1 protein-coding gene is annotated in these 21,424 nt (G+C 74.7%); it reads right to left on the bottom strand.

Translation table 11 applies throughout. The features are described 5' to 3' along the window. Nucleotides 1–144: 144 nt before the first annotated feature. Nucleotides 145–21,402 (bottom strand): SDR family NAD(P)-dependent oxidoreductase, encoded by a 21,258-nt coding sequence (locus tag J7462_RS29650; RefSeq protein ID WP_374197595.1) that lies wholly within the window; start codon nt 21,400–21,402, stop codon nt 145–147. Nucleotides 21,403–21,424 lie beyond the last annotated feature (22 nt).

Here is a 21,424-nt window from a genome sequence, read left to right as displayed (position 1 = left end):
TACGTTATGCGGTCGGGTGGTGACGCGATACGGTCATGGACCCACGCCGAAGGTGGACAAAAGCCCACCCGTCCGCCGGGAGGAAGCCCGAGGTCCGCCGACCGCCCGTGGGCATCGACGGACCGCGGGTCCCCGGACGGATGGTCAGTCCGACGCCTCCAATTCGTCGTCGAGGATGTCGAACAGCTCGTCCGCGGTGACCGACGCCAGGTCCCGGGCGGCCGGCTCCACCGCGGCACCCCCGTACGCCGCGTTCCACCGGGACATCAGCGCCTGGAGCCGGACGGTGATCCGGCCCCGCTCCGCCTCGTCCGGCACGGTGCCGTCCAGCAGCGTCTCCCACCGGGCCAGCTCGGCCTCCAGCGACGGAGCGGCCGGCGCGTCACCGGCCAGCTCCGACCGGACGAACCGGGCCACCGCCGCCGGGCTGGGGTGGTCGTAGATGAGCGTCGCCGGGAGTCGGAGCCCGGTCGCCGCACCGAGGCTGTTGCGGAACTCCACCGCCGCCAGGGAGTCGAAGCCGAGCTCCAGGAAGCCCCGCTCCACGTCCAGCGACTGTGGCCGGTCGTGGCCCAGCACCTCGGCCGTCCGGGCCCGGACCAGCTCGGTCACGGCCCGGTCGGCCTCGTCCGACGGCAACCCGGCCAACCGTTCGGCCAGCGGCCGCTCCCCCGCCACCGGGCCCGGCGTGCCGGCGGCCGACCGGCGGGTCGGCGTACGGACCAGGCCCCGCAGCAGCGGCGGCACCCCGTCGGCCCGGGACCGGATCGCGGCCAGGTCCAGCCGGACCGGCAGGGCCAGTGCCGGCACCGGGTGCAGGGTCGCGTCGAACAACGCCAACGCGTCCCCGGTGGACAGCGCGGCGACCCCGGAACGGGCCATCCGGCGCAGGTCGGCCTCGCCGAGGTGGCCGGTCATCCCGCTGCCCGACTCCGCCCACAGGCCCCAGGCCAGGGCGGTGCCGGCCAGGCCGTGCGCCCGCCGGTGCTGGGCCAGGGCGTCCAGGTAGGCGTTCGCCGCGGTGTAGCTGGCCTGACCGGCGCCGCCGAGGGTGGCCGCCGCCGAGGAGAACAGCACGAACCAGTGCAACGGCCGGTGCAGGGTGAGTTCGTGCAGGTGACGCGCGGACTCTGCCTTGGCACCCAGCACCGCCGCCACCCGGTCGGGCGTCAGCGTGGGCAGCAACCCGTCGTCGAGCACCCCGGCGGCGTGCACCACCCCGGTCAGCGGATGCCCGGCGGGCACCCCGTCGAGCAGGGCCGCCACCGCCGCCCGGTCGGCCAGGTCGCAGGACGCCACGGTCACCTCCGCGCCGGCCGCCGTCAGGCGCGCGACCAGGTCGTCCACCCCCGGGGCCGCCGGGCCGCGTCGACTGGCCAGCAGCAGCCGCCGTACGCCGTGCCGGGTCACCAGGTGCTCGGCGACCAACCGGCCCAGCCCGCCGGTGCCGCCGGTGACCAGCACCGTGCCCGTCGGGTCCGGGCCGGCCGGCAGCTCACCGTCCGGCACCGGCAGCGCCGCGAGCCGGGGCGCGAGCAGCCCACCCCGCCGGACCGCCAGTTGCGGTTCGGCGTCGACGGCCAGCGCCGACCGCAGCCCGGTCGGGTCCGGGTCGTCGACGTCGATCAGGACCAGCCGGCCCGGGTTCTCCTCCTGAGCGGCCCGGACCAGGCCCCAGACGGTGGCGTCCACCGGCCGGGGCACGTCCTCGCCGTCGGTGGTGGCGACCGCCCGGGTCGTCACCAGCGCCAGCCGGGTGTCGGTGAACCGCTCGTCGGCGAGCCACCCCTGCACCAGGGCCAGCGCCGCGGTGGTCGCCGCCGAGGGCGAGTCCGACGTGGTACGCCAGGCCACCGCGACGGTGCCCGGGGCGTCACCGGTGCGGGCGACCTCCGCCGCGAGCGTGCCGACGTCGGCGTACCGGGGCACCCCGAGGCCGAGGTCGTCGTCGCCGAGGACCACGGTCGTGCCGCCGCCGGTGGCCGGGGTCGGCACCGCAGCCCAGGTGACCTGGAAGAGCGACGTGCGGTGAGCCGCCCGGGCCCCACCCAGCTGGTCGGCGGCGAGCGGCCGGACCGCCAGCGAGGCCACCGAGGCGACCGGCGCACCGGAGGTGTCGGCCAGGTCGAAGGAGACCTCCTGCGGGCCGGTCGGGCGCAGCCGTACCCGCAGCGCGGTCGCGCCGGTGGCGTGCAGGGCCACCCCCCGCCAGGCGAACGGCAACCGCAGCCGGTCGTCGTCCTCGTCGGCACCGGTCAGGTCGAGGGTGTGCAGCACCGCGTCGAACAGCGCCGGGTGCAGGCCGAACCGGTCCGCCGGGGCGACCGCCTCCGCGGGGAGCGCCACCTCGGCGTACACCTCGTCGCCGTGTCGCCAGGCGGCCCGCAGCCCCTGGAACAGCGGGCCGTAGTGGTAGCCGGCGTCGGCCAGCCGGTCGTACCGGCCGGTCAGGTCGACCGGGGTGGACCCGGCCGGTGGCCAGGCGTCGCCCGCCGACCAGGCCGGTGCGGTGGACGCCGCCGGGGCCAGTACGCCGGTGGCGTGCCGGGTCCAACCGTCGACACCGTCCTCCGGCCGGGAGTGCACGGTGACCGGGCAGCGTCCCGTCCCGTCCGGTGCCCCGACCACCACCTGGAGGTCGACGCCGCCCCGGGGCGGTACGACCAGCGGAGCCTCCAACGTCAACTCCTCGACCAGGGCGCAGCCGACCTGGTCACCGGCGCGGAAGGCCAGCTCGACGAAGGCCGTCCCGGGTAGCAGCACCGTGCCGGCGAGGTCGTGCTCGGCCAGCCACGGGTGGGTCCGCAGCGACAGCCGGCCGGTCAGCACGGTGCCGTCGGCCCCGGCCAACCCGACGACCGCGCCGAGCAGCGGGTGGGCGGCCGGGCGCTGACCCAGACCCGGCACGTCACCGCCGCCCGCCGGGGCGTCCAGCCAGAGCCGACGCCGCTGGAACGGGTAGGTCGGCAGGTCGGTGACCCGGGCGCCGGTGGGCGCGAACCAGGCCCGCCAGTCCACCGGGACACCCCGGGTGTGCAGGGTGGCGACGGCGGTCAGCAGGCTCGCCGCCTCGTCCCGGCCGCCGCGCAGCACCGGCACCAGGGCGAGGCCGCCGGTGTCGGAGACGCAGTCCCGGCCCATCGCGGTGAGCACCGCGTCCGGGCCGACCTCCAGGAACGTGGTGACGCCGGCCGCTTCCAGGGTGGCGATCCCGTCGTGGAACCGGACCGCCTCCCGGACGTGGCGCACCCAGTAGCCGGGGGTGGTGATCTCGTCGGGGTCGGCGAGCCGACCGGTCAGGTTGGACACCACCGGCACCCTCGGCGGGGCGAAGGTCAACCCGGCGGCGACCTGGTGGAACTCGGCCAGCATCGGCTCCATGTGCGGGGAGTGGAACGCGTGGCTGACCCGCAGCCGCTTGATCCGGCGTCCCCGGGCCCGCCAGTCGTCGGCAAGCGCACCGACGGCGTCGTGGTCACCGGAGAGCACCACCGCGCGTGGCCCGTTGACCGCGGCGATGCCCACTTCGGTCTCCCGCCCGGCCAGTTCCCGGCGTACCTCCTCCTCGGACGCCTCGACGGCGACCATCGCGCCGTCCTCCCGCATCGCCTGCATCAGCCGGCCACGCGCGGTGACCAGGGCCGCCGCATCGGGCAGCGACAGCACCCCGGCGACGTGCGCGGCGCTGATCTCGCCGATGGAGTGCCCGGCGACCAGGTCGGGTCGGATGCCCCAGGATTCGAGCAGCCGGTAGAGCGCCACCTCGATGGCGAACAGCGCGCTCTGGCTGTAGACGGTCTGGTCGAGCAGCGCGGCGTCGGCGACGTCGGGTTCGGTGTAGAGCACCTCCCGCAGCGGCCGGTCGAGCTGCGCGTCCAGGTGGGCGCACACCTCGGCGAACGCCGCCGCGAAGGCCGGGTACGCCGCCGCCAGCTCACGGCCCATGCCGAGGCGCTGCGCGCCCTGGCCGGTGAAGAGCATGGCGAGCTTCCCGGCCGACGGGGTCCCCTGCACCCACTCGGCGGGGTCGGTGCCTTCGGCGGCGGCACGTAGGGCGCGGACCGCGTCGTCCCCGACGGGGGCGACCACCACGGCCCGACGCTCCAGCACCGCCCGGGTGGTGGCCAGCGAGTACGCCACGTCCAGGGTGGCCCCGGTGTCGGCGACCAGCCCGGCCTGGGCGTGCAGCGCCTCCGCCGAGCGGGCGGAGAGCAGCCAGGGCAGCACCGGCGGGGTGGCCGGGGCGTCCCCGTCGGCCGGCGCCGCCTCGACCGCCGGCGCCTGCTCGACGATGACGTGGGCGTTGGTGCCGCTGATGCCGAACGACGACACCCCGGCGCGGCGGGGCCGGTCCAGGGCCGGCCACTGCTGCGCCTCGGTGAGCAGCCGCACCGCCCCGGCCGACCAGTCCACCTGCGGTGACGGCCGGTCGGCGTGCAGGGTGCGGGGCAGCAGCCCGTTGCGCATCGCCAGCACCATCTTGATCACACCGGCGACGCCGGCCGCGCCCTGGGTGTGGCCGATGTTCGACTTGATCGAGCCGAGCCAGAGCGGCCGGTCGTCCGGGCGGTCCTGCCCGTAGGTGGCGAGGACCGCCTGCGCCTCGATCGGGTCACCGAGGGTGGTGCCGGTGCCGTGCGCCTCGACCAGGTCGACCTGGTCGGGACGGACGTCGGCGGCGGCCAGCGCCTGCCGGATCACCCGTTGCTGGGCGGGACCGTTGGGGGCGGTCAGCCCGTTGGACGCGCCGTCCTGGTTGATCGCCGAACCCCGCACCACCGCCAGGACGTGATGGCCGTGCCGTTCGGCGTCGGAGAGCCGCTCCAGCAGCAGCATGCCCGCACCCTCGGACATGCCGGTGCCGTCGGCGTCGGCGGAGAAGGACTTGCACCGGCCGTCGGAGGCCAGCCCCCGCTGGAGGCTGAAGTCCAGGAAGGTGTCCGGCTTGGACATCACCGTGACCCCGCCGGCCAGAGCCAGGGAGCACTCCCCGGAACGCAGCGCCTGCACGGCCAGGTGGATCGCCACCAGCGACGACGAGCACGCGGTGTCGACGCTGACCGCCGGCCCCTCCAACCCCAGGGTGTACGAGATCCGCCCGGACGCGACGCTTGCCATGCTGCCGTTGCCCAGGTAACCCGCCAACTCCTCGGGCACCTCGGACAGCCGGCTGCCGTAGTCGTGGTACATCACGCCGGTGAACACCCCGGTCGGGCTGCCCTTGAGCGAGGTCGGATCGATCCCGGCCCGCTCCAGCACCTCCCACGACGTTTCCAGCAGCAACCGCTGCTGCGGGTCCATCGCGATCGCCTCACGCGGGCCGATGCCGAAGAAGTCGGGGTCGAAGTCGGCCGCGTCGTAGAGGAAACCACCCTCCAGCGAGGACGTCCGGCCGGGCTTGCCGGGTTCCGGGTCGTAGAGGTGGTCGAGGTCCCAGCCCCGGTCGGTGGGGAACGGCGAGATAGCGTCCGCGCCGTCGACCAGCAGCTGCCACAGGTCCTCGGGGGTGCGGACCCCGCCGGGGAAGCGGCAGCTCATCGCCACGATGGCGACGGGTTCGTCGACCATCGGCCGGACCACCGTGGTCGGCTGCGCCTGCGCCGGCCCGCCGAGGATCGTGCCGTGCAAGTAGCCGGCCAGCGCGGTCGGGTTGGGGTAGTCGAAGACCAGGGTCGCCGGCAGCCGCAGCCCGGTGGCGGTGTTGAGCCGGTTGCGCAGCTCCACGGCGGCCAGCGAGTCGAAGCCGAGTTCCTTGAACGCCCGCGCCGGTTCGACGGCGGTGCCGCTGTCGTGTCCGAGGACGGCCGCGACGTTGGCCCGGACCAGGTCGAGCAGCACCCGGTGCTGGTCGTCCGCGTCAAGGGTGACGAGCTGCCGGTGCAGGCCGGAGCCGGTGGCCGGGGTCGCCGGACCACCCGCCGCCCGCCGGGCCGGGAGCCGGACCAGGCCCCGGAACAGGGCCGGGAGCTGCTGACCCTGGGCGCGCAGCGCGGCGGTGTCCAGCCGGACCGGCACCAGCAGCGGCTGGTCGGCGGCGACCGCCGCGTCCAGCAGCGCCAGCCCCCGGTCGGAGTCCAGCGGCAGCACGCCGGAGCGGGCCATCCGGGCCACGTCGGCGTCGCCGAGGTGCGCGGTCATCCCGCTGCGCTGCTCCCAGAAACCCCAGGCCAGCGACGTGGCCGGCAGGTCCAGGGCCCGCCGGTGCGCGGCCAGGGCGTCGAGGAAGACGTTCGCGGCGGCGTAGTTGGCCTGCCCCGCCCCGTCGAGGACCCCGGCGGCGGAGGAGAACAGCACGAACGCCGACAGGTCACGGTCGCGGGTCAGGTCGTGCAGGTGCCAGGCCGGGTCGGCCTTGGCCCGCCACACCGTGTCGAGCTGCGCCGGGGTCAGCCCGGCGAGCAGGCCGTCGTCGAGAACCCCGGTGGTGTGCACGACGGCGGTCAACGCCGGGATGCCGTCCAGCAGGGCGGCGACGGCGTCCCGGTCGGCCAGGTCGGCGGCCGTCACCTCGACGGTGGCCCCGAGGCCGGTCAGCTCGTCGCGCAGCTCCACCGCGCCCGGCGCGGTCAACCCACGCCGCGAGGTCAGCACCAGGTCCCGCACCCCGTGCACCTCCACCAGGTGCCGGGCCACCAGCGCGCCCAGCACACCGGTGCCACCGGTCACCAGCACGGTGCCGTCGGCCCGCCACGGCTGCGCCGTGGTGCTCGCACGCGCCAGACGCGGCACCCGCACCTGACCGTCCCGCAGCGACAACTCCGGCTCACCAGTCCCCACCGCCGCCAGAATCTCCTCCACCGGAGTCTCCGGAACGGCATCCACCAGCACGAACTGACCCGGATTCTCCGCCTGCGCGGCCCGCACCAGACCCCAGACCGGGGCGTGGGCCAGGTCGGTGCCGCCGTCGACGGCACCGTCGGTGATCACGACCAGCCGGGCGGCGGCCTGGGTCGGGTCGGCCAGCCAGGACTGGAGCAGGGTGAGGGTCTCCCCCACCGCCGTCCGGGCGGCGGTGGCCGGGTCGAGGTCGGCAGCGGGCGGGGTCAGCGGGGCGAGCACGACGTCGGGCACGCCGAGGCCGAGCCCCTCCAGGTAGCCCCACGACTCGGCCGCGGTGCCGGTGGGCACGCTCACCCAGTCGACGTGGTAGAGGTCCCCGTCGGTCGGGGCGGCAGCGGTGAGCTGGACCGGGCGGGACACCAGCGCGCCGACCACGGCGACCGGTTCGCCGTCCGGGTCGGCCAGGTGCAGGGTGGCGGACTCCGGCCCACTGGCGGTGACCTTCACCCGCAGGGCGGTGGCGCCCGTCGCGTGCAGCGTCACATCCGTCCAGGCGAACGGCAGATACGGCGGACGACCCACCGGCACCGCCTCACCGATCCCCACCACCTGCAACGCCGCATCCAACAACGCCGGATGCACCCCGAACCGCGACGCCTCACCATGCGCCTCCTCCGGAAGCGCAACCTCAGCAAACACCACCTCACCAACCCGCCAGGCAGCCTGCACCCCCTGGAACACCGGACCATACTCGTACCCCTGCACCACCAGCTCGTCATACAACCCCGCCGTCGGCACCGGCACCGCACCCGACGGCGGCCAGACCCGCAGGTCGAAGTCGGGGTCGGTGACGTCGGCGGAGAGCACGCCGGTGGCGTGCCGGACCCAGCTGCCGGTGTGTTCCGGCCGGGAGTGCACGGTGACCGTCCGGCGGCCGGTGTCGTCGGCGGCGGCGAGCAGCAACTGCACCTGTACGGCACCCTGCTCGGGCAGGATCAGCGGGGCGTGCAGGGTCAACTCGTCGAGGTGGCCGAGGCCGACGTCGTCCCCGGCGTGCAGGACGAGTTCGACGAAGCCGGTGCCGGGCAGCAGGACGGTGCCGTTGACGGCGTGGTCGGCCAGCCACGGGTGGGTGTCCAGCGAGATCCGGCCGGTGAACAGCACCTCACCCGACTCGGCCATCGACACCGACGCCCCCCACAGCGGGTGCCCGGCGGAGCCGAGACCGGCGGAGGTGAGGTCGGCGCGGCCTCCGGTGGCGTTGAGCCAGTAGCGGCGGCGCTGGAACGGGTACGTCGGCAGCGGCACCTCACCACGCGGACGCGCCGGCAGCACCGGCGACCAGTCGACGGTGACGCCCCGGGCGAACGCCTCACCGAGCGAGGTGAGCCAACGACGCAGCCCACCCTCACCCCGGCGCAGCGACCCGACGGCGGCCACCTCGACCCCCGCGTCGGCGGCGGTCTCCTCCACCCCCATGGTCAGCACCGGGTGCGCACTGCACTCCAGGAACACCCGCATCCCCGCCCGCAGCAGCACCCGGGTGGTCTCCTCGAACCGGACGGTCTGCCGCAGATTGGTGTACCAGTAGCCGGCGTCCAGCCCGGCGGTGTCGAGCACCCCGGCGGTCACCGTGGAGTAGAACGGCACGGTCGACGACCGGGGCGACACCTCGGCGAGGTCGGCGCGCAGCCGCTGCTCGATCAGCTCCACCTGCGCCGAGTGCGACGCGTAGTCCACGTTCACCCGCTTGGCCCGCACGTCCTCGGCGCTGAGCGTGGCGACCAGGTCGTCGACGGCGTCCGGGTCACCGGAGACGACGACGGAGGAGGTGCCGTTGACGGTGGCGATCGAGATGCGGCCGGCATAGCCGGTCAGCCGTTCGGCCGCCGCCCGCTCGGGCAGGCCGATGGAGGCCATCGCACCCCGACCCGCCAACACCTCCGCAATCGCCAAACTCCGCAACGCCACCACCAACGCCCCATCCCGCAACGACAAACCACCCGACACCACCGCCGCCGCAATCTCACCCTGCGAATGCCCAATCACCGCATCCGGCACCACCCCAAACGACCGCCACAACCCCGCCAACGACACCATCACCGCCCACAACACCGGCTGCACCACATCAACCCGATCCAACGACGGAGCACCCTCCACACCCCGCAACACATCCACCAACCGCCAACCCACAAACTCCGACAACGCCACCCCACACTCATTGACCCGCTCCGCAAACACCGGAGACGAATCCAACAACTCCACCGCCATCCCCACCCACTGCGAACCCTGCCCCGGGAACACGAACACCGTGCCGCCCTGGAGCACACCGGGGGCGGTGCCGTTGCCGGCGAACGCCCGCGCCCCGGCGACGAAGTCGCGCCGGTCGCCGACGATCACCGTGCGCCGGTCGAGCAGCGCCCGCCCGGTCGCCAGCGCGTACGCGAGGTCACCGGCCTTGCCGGACTCGTCGCCCGCGACGTCGGCCACCCGGGCGGCCTGCTCCCGCAGGGCCTGGTCGGTGCGGGCCGACAGCACCCAGGGCAGCAGCTCCGGCTCGGGAGCGTCGACCGGTGGCTCGTCGGCCGGGGGCGCCTGTTCGAGGATGACGTGGGCGTTGGTGCCGCTGATGCCGAACGACGACACGCCCGCCCGACGGGGCCGCTCCAGTGCCGGCCACGGCTGCGTCTCGGTGAGCAGCCGGACCGCCCCGGCCGACCAGTCCACCTGCGGGGTGGGCTCGTCCACGTGCAGGGTGCGGGGCAGCACCCCGTTGCGCATCGCCAGCACCATCTTGATCACACCGGCGACGCCGGCCGCGCCCTGGGTGTGACCGATGTTCGACTTCACCGAGCCGAGCCAGAGCGGCCGGTCCCCGGGCCGTTCCTGCCCGTAGGTGGCCAGCAGCGCCTGCGCCTCGATCGGGTCACCGAGGGTGGTGCCGGTGCCGTGCGCCTCGACCGCGTCCACCTCGGTCGCCGGGATGCCACCGGCCGCCGCCAGGGCCTGCCGGATCACCCGCTGCTGCGAGGGGCCGTTCGGCGCGGTCAACCCGTTGGACGCGCCGTCCTGGTTGATCGCCGAACCCCGTACCACGGCGAGGACGTGGTGACCGTTGCGTTCGGCGTCGGAGAGGCGCTCCAGCAGCAGCATGCCGACACCCTCGGACATCGCCGTGCCGTCCGCGCCGGCTGCGAAGGACTTGCACCGGTGGTCGGTGGCCAGGCCCCGCTGGAGGCTGAACTCGATGAACGTGTCCGGGGTGGACATGACGGTGACGCCACCGGCCAGTGCGAGCGTGCACTCGCCGGAGCGCAGCGCCTGCACGGCCAGGTGGATCGCGACCAGCGACGACGAGCACGCGGTGTCGACGCTGACCGCCGGCCCCTCCAGGCCGAGGGTGTAGGCGATGCGGCCGGACGCGACGCTTGCCATGCTGCCGTTGCCCAGGTAACCGGCGAGTTCCTCGGGCACCTCGGGCAGCCGGCTGGCGTAGTCGTGGTACATGACCCCGGCGAAGACACCGGTGAGGCTGCCGCGCAGCGAGTTCGGGTCGATGCCGGCCCGCTCCAGCGCCTCCCACGAGGTTTCCAGCAGCAACCGCTGCTGCGGGTCCATCGCGACCGCCTCACGCGGGCTGATCCCGAAGAAGTCGGGGTCGAAGTCGGCCGCGTCGTAGAGGAAACCACCCTCCATGGCGTACGTCTTGCCGGTCCGGCCGGGCTCCGGGTCGTACATGCCGGCGAGGTCCCAGCCCCGGTCGGTGGGGAACGGGGTGATCGCGTCGGTGCCGTCGGCAAGCAGTCGCCACAGGTCCTCGGGGGTGCGGACCCCGCCGGGGAAGCGGCAGCTCATCGCCACGATGGCGACGGGTTCGTCGTCGGCGACGGGGGTGGCCACGGTCGGGGCCTGCGGGGTGGCCGCGCCGAGGATCCTGGTGTGCAGGTAGTCGGCGAGCGCGGTCGGGTTGGGGTAGTCGAAGACCAGGGTCGCCGGCAGCCGCAGCCCGGTGGCGGTGTTGAGCTTGTTGCGCAGCTCCACGGCGGCCAGCGAGTCGAAGCCGAGTTCCCGGAACGCCCGGGACGGCTCGACGGTGGCCGGGCTGTCGTGGCCGAGCACCCCGGCCACGTTGCCCCGGACCAGGTCGAGCAGGAGCCGCCGCTGGTCGGCGTCGGCGAGGCCGAGCAGTTGCCGGTGCAGTGCCGAACCGCCGACCGGCGTCGGGCCGGTGCCGGCGGCGCGGCGGGCCGGGAGCCGGACCAGGCCCCGCAACAGGGCCGGGAGCTGCTGGCCCTGGGCGCGCAGCGCGGCGGTGTCCAGCCGGATCGGCACCAGCAGCGGCTCGTCGGTGGCGACCGCCGCGTCGAGCAGGGCGAGACCCTGGTCGGTGCTGATCCCGAGCACGCCGGAACGGGCCATCCGGGCCACGTCGGCGTCGCCGAGGTGCGCGGTCATCCCGCTGCGTTCCTCCCAGAAACCCCAGGCCAGGGAGACCGCCGGCAGGCCGAGCGCCCGCCGGTGCGCGGCCAGGGCGTCGACGAAGACGTTCGCGGCGGCATAGTTGCCCTGCCCGGAGCCGTCGACCACGCCGGCGGCCGAGGAGAACAGCACGAACGCGGACAGCTCGCGGTCCCGGGTGAGGTCGTGCAGGTGCCAGGCCGGGGTGGCCTTGGCCCGCCACACGGTGTCGAGCTGCGCGTCGGTGAACGCCGCGACGGTGCCGTCGTCCAACGCGCCGGTGGTGTGCACGACGGCGGTCAACGCCGGGATGCCGTCCAGCAGGGCGGCGACGGCGTCCCGGTCGGCCAGGTCGGCGGCCACCACCTCCACGGAGGCACCCAACGCCACCAACTCGTCCCGCAACTCCACCGCGCCCGGCGCGGTCAACCCACGCCGCGAGGTCAGCACCAGGTCCCGCACCCCGTGCACCTCCACCAGGTGCCGGGCCACCAGCGCGCCCAGCACACCGGTGCCACCGGTCACCAGCACGGTGCCGTCGGCCCGCCACGGCTGCGCCGTGGTGCTCGCGCGCGCCAGACGCGGCACCCGCACCTGACCGTCGCGCAGCGACAACTCCGGCTCACCAGTCCCCACCGCCGCCAGAATCTCCTCCACCGGAGTCTCCGGGTCGGCATCCACCAGCACGAACTGACCGGGGTTCTCCGCCTGCGCGGCGCGGACCAGGCCCCAGACCGGGGCGTGGGCCAGGTCGGTGACCTGGTCGGCCGCACCGTCGGTGAGCACCACCAGCCGGGACTCGGCCAACCGGGGGTCGGCCAGCCAGCGCTGGAGCAGCGCGAGCGCCGCACCGACCGCAGCCCGCCCGGCCACCTCGACGTCCCCTACCGGCCCCGCCGTGGTGGCCGGGTCGAGGGCGGCGTCCTGGTGGGTGAGTCGGGCGAGCACCAGCTCCGGTACGTCGTCGGCGAGGTCCTCCAGGTGGGCCCAGGAAGGGGCCGGGGCCGCGGCCACCGGCACGGCGGTCCAGTCGATCCGGTAGAGGTTGCCCTCGGTGGGGGCGGTGGTGAGCTGCACCGGCCGGGACACCAGGGAACCGATCTCGGCGACCGGCGCACCGGTCGGGTCGGCCAGGTGCAGGGTGACCGCATCCGGGCCGGTCGGGGTGACCTTCACCCGCAGGGCGGTGGCACCCGTCGCGTGCAGCGTCACATCCGTCCAGGCAAACGGCAGATACGGCGGACGACCCACCGGCACCGCCTCACCGATCCCCACCACCTGCAACGCCGCATCCAACAACGCCGGATGCACCCCGAACCGCGACGCCTCACCATGCGCCTCCTCCGGAAGCGCAACCTCAGCAAACACCACCTCACCAACCCGCCAGGCAGCCTGCACCCCCTGGAACACCGGACCATACTCGTACCCCTGCACCACCAGCTCGTCATACAACCCCGACGTCGGCACCGGCACCGCACCCGACGGCGGCCACGCCACCAGGTCGAAGTCGGCGGCGGCCGGGGTGTCGGCGAGCACGCCGGTGGCGTGCCGGGTCCACGGCAGGTCCACCTCGGCGTGCTCGGCCCGGGAGTGCACGCTGACGGTACGCCGGGTGGACTCGTCGGCGGCGGTCATCAGCAGCTGCACCTGCACGGCCGCGCGCTCGGCGAGCAGCAGCGGGGCGTGCAGGGTCAGCTCCTCCAGGTGGGCGAGGCCGACGTGGTCACCGGCGTGCAGCACCAGCTCGACGAAGGCCGCCCCGGGCAGCAGGACGGTGCCGTTGACGGCGTGGTCGGCCAGCCACGGGTGGGTGTCCAGCGAGATCCGGCCGGTGAACAACACCTCACCCGACTCGGCCATCGACACCGACGCCCCCCACAGCGGGTGCCCGGCCGCACCGAGGCCGACCGACGCCACGTCGGCCGCCCCGCTGGTCGCGTCGATCCAGTAGCGGCGGCGCTGGAACGGGTACGTCGGCAGCGGCACCTCGACGCGCGGACGCGCCGGCAGCGCCGACGACCAGTCCACCGGCACCCCACGGACGAACGCCTCACCGAGCGAGGTGAGCCAACGACGCAGCCCACCCTCACCCCGGCGCAGCGACCCGACGGCGGCCACCTCGACACCCGCGTCGGCGGCGGTCTCCTCCACCCCCATGGTCAGCACCGGGTGCGCACTGCACTCCAGGAACACCCGCATCCCCGCCCGCAGCAGCACCCGGGTGGTCTCCTCGAACCGGACGGTCTGCCGCAGGTTGGTGTACCAGTAGCCGGCGTCCAGCCCGGCGGTGTCGAGCACCCCGGCGGTCACCGTGGAGTAGAACGGCACGGTCGACGACCGGGGCGACACCTCGGCGAGGTCGGCGCGCAGCCGCTGCTCGATCAGCTCCACCTGCGCCGAGTGCGACGCGTAGTCCACGTTCACCCGCTTGGCCCGCACGTCCTCGGCGCTGAGCGTGGCGACCAGGTCGTCGACGGCGTCCGGGTCACCCGAGACCACCACCGACGACACCCCGTTGACCGTGGCGATCGACACCCGACCGTCGTACGCGTCGAGGCGCTCGCGGACCCGCTCGGCGGGCAGGCCAATGGAGGCCATCGCACCCCGACCCGCCAACACCTCCGCAATCGCCAAACTCCGCAACGCCACCACCAACGCCCCATCCCGCAACGACAAACCACCCGACACCACCGCCGCCGCAATCTCACCCTGCGAATGCCCAATCACCGCATCCGGCACCACCCCAAACGACCGCCACAACCCCGCCAACGACACCATCACCGCCCACAACACCGGCTGCACCACATCAACCCGATCCAACGACGGAGCACCCTCCACACCCCGCAACACATCCACCAACCGCCAACCCACAAACTCCGACAACGCCACCCCACACTCACCAACCCGCTCCGCAAACACCGGAGACGAATCCAACAACTCCACCGCCATCCCCACCCACTGCGAACCCTGCCCCGGGAACACGAAGACCACCCCGGAACCGCCCTGCAACAGGGTCGGCACCGCCGCCCCGGCGACCAGGGCGTCCGCGCCGGTCAGGAAGTCGGTGACGTCACCGACGACGACGGCCCGCCGGTCCAGTGCCGCCCGCCCCTTCGCCAGGGCGTACGCGAGGTCGCCCGGGTCGGTGGTGGCGGCGGCGACGGCCGCCCGGAGCTGGCCGGCCTGGGCGCGCAGCGCCTCCTCGGTCTTGGCCGAGAGCACCCACGGCAGCACGGCCGGCGGCGGGACGATCTCGCCCTCCAGCTCGACCGGCGGGGCCTCCTCGACGATGACGTGGGCGTTGGTGCCGCTGATGCCGAACGACGACACGCCCGCCCGGCGCGGCCGGTCCAGCGCCGGCCACGGCTGCGCCTCGGTGAGCAGCCGCACCTCGCCGGCCGACCAGTCGATCTGCGGGGACGGCTCGTCGGCGTGCAGGGTGCGGGGCAGCAGCCCGTTGCGCATCGCCAACACCATCTTGATCACACCGGCGACGCCGGCCGCGCCCTGGGTGTGGCCGATGTTCGACTTGATCGAGCCGAGCCAGAGCGGACGCTCACCCGGCCGGCCCTGCCCGTACGTGGCGAGCAGCGCCTGCGCCTCGATCGGGTCACCGAGGGCGGTGCCGGTGCCGTGCGCCTCGACCGCGTCGACCTCGGTCGCCGGGATACCACCGGCGGAGGCCAGGGCCTGCCGGATCACCCGCTGCTGCGACGGGCCGTTCGGGGCGGTCAACCCGTTGGACGCGCCGTCCTGGTTGGTGGCCGAGCCCCGGATCACCGCGAGCACCTGGTGGCCGTTGGCGCGGGCGTCGGAGAGGCGTTCCAGCAGCAGCATGCCGGCGCCCTCACCCCAGCCGGTGCCGTCGGCCCCGGCCGCGAACGACTTGGACCGGCCGTCCTTGGCCAGGCCACGCTGACGGCTGAAGTCGATGAACGTATCGGGGGTGGACATCACGGTGACGCCACCGGCCAGCGCGAGCGAGCACTCGCCGGCCCGCAGCGCCTGCACGGCCAGGTGGATCGCCACCAGCGACGACGAACAGGCGGTGTCGATCGACACGGCCGGCCCCTCCAGGCCGAGGGTGTAGGCGACCCGGCCGGAGACGATGCTGGCCAGGCTGCCGTTGCCCAGGTAGCCGGCCAGCTCGTCGGGCACCTGGTGCAGGCGCAGCGCGTAGTCGTGGTACATGACGCCGGCGAAGACACCGGTCGGGCTGCCCTTGAGCGAGGTCGGGTCGATGCCGGCCCGCTCCAGCACCTCCCACGACGTCTCCAGCAGCAACCGCTGCTGCGGGTCCATCGCGATCGCCTCACGCGGGCTGATCCCGAAGAAGTCCGCGTCGAAGTCGGCCGCGTCGTAGAGGAAACCACCCTCCATCGAGTACGTCTTGCCGGGCTTGCCGGGCTCCGGGTCGTACATGCCGACCAGGTCCCAGCCCCGGTCGGTGGGGAACGGGGAGACCGCGTCGACGCCGCCCTCCAGCAGCTCCCACAGCTGCTCCGGGGTAGCCACCCCGCCGGGGAAGCGGCAGCTCATCGACACGATGGCGATCGGCTCCTGGGTGAACGAGGCCGACGCCAGCTCGGGCACCGCCACGTCCACGTCGGTGCCGAGCACGGTGGACACCACGAACTCGGCGAGCGCCACCGGGGTCGGGTAGTCGAAGACGAGGGTCGCCGGCAGTCGCAGCCCGGTGGCGGCGTTGAGCCGGTTACGCAGCTCCACCGCGGCCAGCGAGTCGAAGCCCAGCTCGTTGAAGGCGCGGCGGGGCTCGATCGCCTCCGCGCCGTCGTGGCCGAGCACGGCGGCGACGTGCGCGCGGACCAGGTCGAGGGTGACCCGGTCCCGTTCGGCGGGGGTGAGGCCGGCGAACTGCCGGGCCAGCCCCTGGGCGGCGTCCGCCGCGCCGGCCGCCTGCGCGGACCGGCGGGCCGGCAGCGGCACCAGGCCGCGCAGCAGCGCCGGCACCCCGTCGGGCCGGTTGCGCAGCGCGGTCAGGTCGACCCGGATCGGGGCGAGGACCGGTTCGTCGACCCCGAGCGCGGCGTCGAGCAGGGCCAGGTTCTCGGCCGGGCTGAGGCCGGGCATGCCGGAACGTTCGATGCGCTGCAACGCGGCGGCGTCCAACTGGCCGCCCATGCCGCTGTCACCGGTCCACAGCCCCCAGGTGAGGGCGACCACGGGCCGGCCCTCGGCCCGGCGGGAGGTGGCCAGCGCGTTGAGGGTGGCGTTCGCGGCGGCGTAGTTGCCCTGCCCGGCGCAGTCGAGCAGGCTCGCCAGGGAGGAGAAGAGCACGAACGCGGTCAGGTCGGCGTCGCGGGTCAACGCGTCGAGGTTGACCGCGCCGTCCAGCTTGGCCTTGAGCACCGCGTCGAGGCGCTGCGGGGTGAGCGAGCCGATCGTCGCGTCGTCGACGATGCCGGCGGCGTGCACCACCGCCCGCAGCGGCCGGTCGGCCGGGACGGCGGCGAGCAGCGCGGCCAGGGCGTCGGCGTCGGCCGCGTCACAGGCGGCCACCTCGACGCTCGCGCCTGCCGCTTCCAGCTCCGCGCGCAGCTCCGCCACACCGGCCGCCGCCGGGCCACGACGACTGGTCAACAGCAGATGGCGTACGCCGTGGTTGCCGGCCAGGTGCCGGGCCACGTGCGCGCCGAGCCCACCGGTGCCACCGGTGACCAGCACCGTGCCGTCGGTCGGCCAACGGCTGCCGGTGGTGGTGTCGGTGTCGGTGCCGGCCGGGGCGGTGGCGACCCGGGCCAGCCGGGGCACACTGATCTCCCCGTCGCGCAGCCGCAGCTCCGGTTCGCCGGTGGCCAGGGCGGCGGCCAGCAGTGACGTGGGGGCGTCGGCGAGCCGAACGGTGACGAACCGGTCCGGGTTCTCCGTCTGGGCGGCCCGCAGCAGACCCCAGACCGCCTCGGTGGCGAGGTCGTCGACCCGGCTGACGAAGACCAACCGGGTGCCGCCCAGCCGGGCGTCGGCCAGCCACTGCTGCAGCAGCGTCAACGCCCCGGCGGTGGCGGCCCGGACGTCACCGGTGCCGACGCCGACGAACGCGAACTCGGGGGCGGTGGCACCGGCGTCGATCGCGGCACCCAGCGCGGCCGGGTCGGCGTGCCGGGTGGCCGCGCCGATCCGCTCGTCGCCGAGCACCACCCAGCGGGGGGTGCCGGCCGGGGCGGGCCGGTGACCCAGCTTCGTCCACTCCAGGCGGAACAGCCGCTCGTGGTAGCCGCCCCGGGCGGCGGTGAGCTGGGCGGTGGAGACCGGCCGGGAGACGAACGACCGTACCGTGGCGACCGGTGCGCCGGTCGGGTCGGCGAGGACCACCGACACGCTGTCCCCGGCCGCGGGGGCGATCCGGACCCGCACCTCGGCCGCGCCGGCGGCGTGCAGGGTGACGTCGCTCCACGCGAACGGGATGCGTACCTCGTCGTCGGTGGGCTCGCCGCGACGGGCGGCGTCGATGGCGTGCAGGGCGGCGTCCAGCACCGCCGGGTGCAGACCGAACCGGGCCGCGTCGGCCCGGCTGTCGGCGGGGAGCGCGACCTCGGCGTACACCTCGGGGCCGCGTCGCCAGACGGCCTTGAGGCCCTGGAAGACCGGGCCGTAGCCGTAGCCCTGGCCGGCCAGCTCGGCGTAACCGCCGGTCAGGTCGACCGGGCGGGCGTCGCGCGGCGGCCACTCGGTCAGCGGCTGCCCGGCGTCGGCGGCCTGCGGGGCGAGGAAACCGCTGACGTGCCGGGTCCAGAGCTGGTCGTCCGGGTCGGACCCGTCGGGCCGCGAGTAGACGGCCACCGGGCAGCGGCCGGCCGGGTCGGCGGCGCCGACGACGACCTGGAGGGCGACGCCGTGCTCGTCGAGCGCCAGCGGAGCCTCCAGGGTCAGCTCCTCCACGGTGGGGCAGCCGACCTGGTCGCCGGCGCGGATCGCCAGCTCCACGAAGGCGGTGCCGGGCAGCAGGGCCACCCCGGAGATGGTGTGGTCGGCCAGCCACGGGTGGCTGCGCAGCGACACCCGCCCGGTGAGCACCACCCCGTCGCCGCCGGCCAGACCGACGACCGCGCTGACCAGCGGGTGCCCGGCGGCGAGCTGACCGAAGCCGGTCGCGTCGGCGCTGCCACCGCCGGATTCCATCCAGAACCGGCGACGCTGGAACGGGTACGTGGGCAGCGCGACCCGGCGGGCCCCGCGCGCGGCGAAGAAGCCCGTCCAGTCCACCGGCACCCCCCGCACGTGGGCGCGGGCGACGGCGGCGACGACGTCGGTCTCCTCGTCGTGGTCGGCGCGCAGCAGCGGGGCGAAGACCGCATCGGCGTCGTCGTCGAGGCAGGCCGGACCCATCGCGGAGAGCACCCCGGCCGGACCGAGTTCGAGGAAGGTGGTGACCCCCTCGTCGGCCATCGCCCGGACCGCGTCGGCGAACCGGACGCTGTCGCGCACGTGCCGCACCCAGTAGTCGGGGTCGCACAGTTCACCGGCGAGCACCGGCCGGCCGGTGACCGTGGAGACGACCGGGATGGTCGGCGGGCGGTACGTGAGCACGTGCGCCAACCGGCCGAACTCGGCGAGCATCGGCGTCATCAGCGGCGAGTGGAAGGCGTGACTGACCTTCAGCCGCTTGGTCTTGTGCCCGGCGGCGGCGAGGGCGGCGACCACCTCCAGCACGGCGTCCTCGTCGCCGGAGACCACCATCGAGGTGGGGCCGTTCACCGCGGCGAGGCCCACCTGCGCCTCCCGGCCGGCCAGCAGCGGACGGACCTGCTCCTCGGTGGCCTGCACCGAGATCATCGCGCCCTCGGCGGGGAGTTGCTGCATGAGCCGGCCCCGGGCGGCGACCAGCAGGGCGGCGTCCTCCAGGGAGAGCACCCCGGCGACGTGGGCGGCGGCCAGCTCACCGATCGAGTGCCCGGCGAGCAGGTCGGGCCGGACCCCCCACGACTCCAGCAGCCGGAACTGGGCGACCTCCACCGCGAACAGCGCGCACTGGGTGTAGGCGGTCTGGTCGAGCAGGGCCGCCTCGGCGGTGCCGGGCTCGGCGAACAGCACGTCGGCCAGCGGCACGTCCAGTTGCAGGTCGAGCCAGCCGCAGGCGTCGTCGAACGCGGCGGCGTAGACCGGGTAGCTGCGGTACAACTGCCGTCCGGCGCCGAGCCGCTGACTGCCCTGACCGGTGAAGAGGAAACCGAGTCCACCGCCGTCGGCCTGCCCCAGGTGTACGCCGGGCACGCTGCCGCCGGCGGCGAGGGCGGCCAGGTCCCGGACGACACCCGCCCGGTCCCGGGCCACCAGCACCGCCCGGTGCTCCAGGGCGGTCCGGGTGGTGGCCAGCGAATAGGCGACGTCGAGCAGCTCCGGGGCGTCCCCGTCGGTGTCCACGACCGCCAGCAGCGCGGCGGCCTGGTCGCGCAGCGCCGTCCCGCTCCGGGCGGAGAACACCACCGGCAGCACCTCGCTGGGCAGCTGCGGTACGTCGGTGACGGTCTCGTCGTCGACCGCGGGGGGTTCCTCGACGATGACGTGCGCGTTGGTGCCGCTGACCCCGAACGAGGAGACCCCGGCGCGGCGCGGCCGGCCCGCGGCGTCCCACTCGCGGGCCTCGGTGAGCAGCGCGACGGTGCCGGCGGACCAGTCCACGTTGGGGGTGGGCGCGTCGACGTGCAGGGTACGCGGCAGCACCCGGTGCCGCATCGCCATCAGCACCTTGATCACCCCGGCGACCCCGGCGGCGGCCTGCGAGTGACCGATGTTGGACTTCAGCGAGCCGAGCCACAGCGGCCGGTCGGCGGGGCGTTCCCGGCCGTAGGTGGCGATGATCGCCTGCGCCTCGATGGGGTCGCCGAGCCGGGTGCCGGTGCCGTGCGCCTCGACCAGGTCGACGTCGGCGGGGGCCAGGCCGGCCGACGCCAGCGCGGACATGATCACCCGCTGCTGGGACGGCCCGTTCGGGGCGGTCAACCCGTTGGACGCGCCGTCCTGGTTGATCGCCGAGCCCCGGATCACCCCGAGCACCCGGTGGCCGTTGCGGCGGGCGTCGGAGAGCCGCTCCAGCACCAGGATGCCGACGCCCTCGGCCCAGCCGGTGCCATCGGCCGCCGCCGCGAACGGCTTGCACAGCCCGTCCGGGGCGAGGCCACGCTGCCGGCTGAACGCGGTGAACGCGCCCGGGTGCACCATCACCGCGACGCCACCGGCCAACGCGGTGGTGCACTCCCCACGCTGCACCGCCTGGCAGGCCAGGTGCAGGGCGACCAGCGAACCCGAGCAGGCGGTGTCCACGGTCAGCGTCGGGCCCTCGAAGCCGAACGTGTAGGCGAGCCGGCCGGACACCACGCTCGGCGCGTTGCCGGTGAGCAGGTAGCCGTCCAGGCCCTCCGGGGCCTCGTGCAGCCGGGGGCCGTACTCCTGCGGTTCGGCGCCGATGAAGACACCGGTCTGGCTGCCACGCAGCGACGCCGAGTCGATGCCGGCGTCCTCCAACGCCTCCCAGGCGGTCTCCAGCACCAGCCGCTGCTGCGGGTCCATCGTCATCGCCTCGCGGGGGCTGATGCCGAAGAAGTCCGCGTCGAACTCGGCCGCGCCCTCCAGGAAACCGCCCTGGCGCACGTAGGTCTTGCCGGGCTTGCCCGGGTCCGGGTCGTAGAGCCCGTCGGTGTCCCAGCCCCGGTCGGTCGGGAAGTCGGAGATCACGTGCCGGCCCTCGAAGACCAGCCGCCACAGGTCGTCGGCGGAGGTGCTGTGCCCCGGGTAGCGGCAGCCGATGCCGACCACGGCGATCGGCTCGTCGTCGTCGGCGGGCCGGCGCAGCGGCGCGGCGACCGGCGCGGGCGCGGCGTCCCCACCGAGCAGCGTGCGCAGCAACCGCCCGACCGCCTGCGGCGTCGGGTGGTCGAAGACCAGGGTGACCGGCAGGTCCAGGCCGGTGGCGACGGTGAGGCGACGGTGCAGCTCCACCGCGGCGAGCGAGTCGAAGCCCAGGTCGCGGAACGGGCGGCCCGGCTCGACGGCGTCCGGGCCGTCCGGCAGCACGGTCCGCAGCACGTCACGGGCCTGCTCCCGGACCAGGGCGGTGAGCGCCCGGCCCTGCTCCTCGGCCGTGCGGCCCTCCAGCCGTCGCCGCAGTGCCGACAGCGCGTCGGGCTCGGCACCGGTGGGGTTCACGGACTCGCTCATGGCACGCTCC

The organism is Micromonospora sp. RL09-050-HVF-A (assembly GCF_019374995.1).
GTDB lineage: Bacteria > Actinomycetota > Actinomycetes > Mycobacteriales > Micromonosporaceae > Micromonospora > Micromonospora antibiotica.
This window is presented reverse-complemented; position numbering and strand designations above follow the sequence as displayed.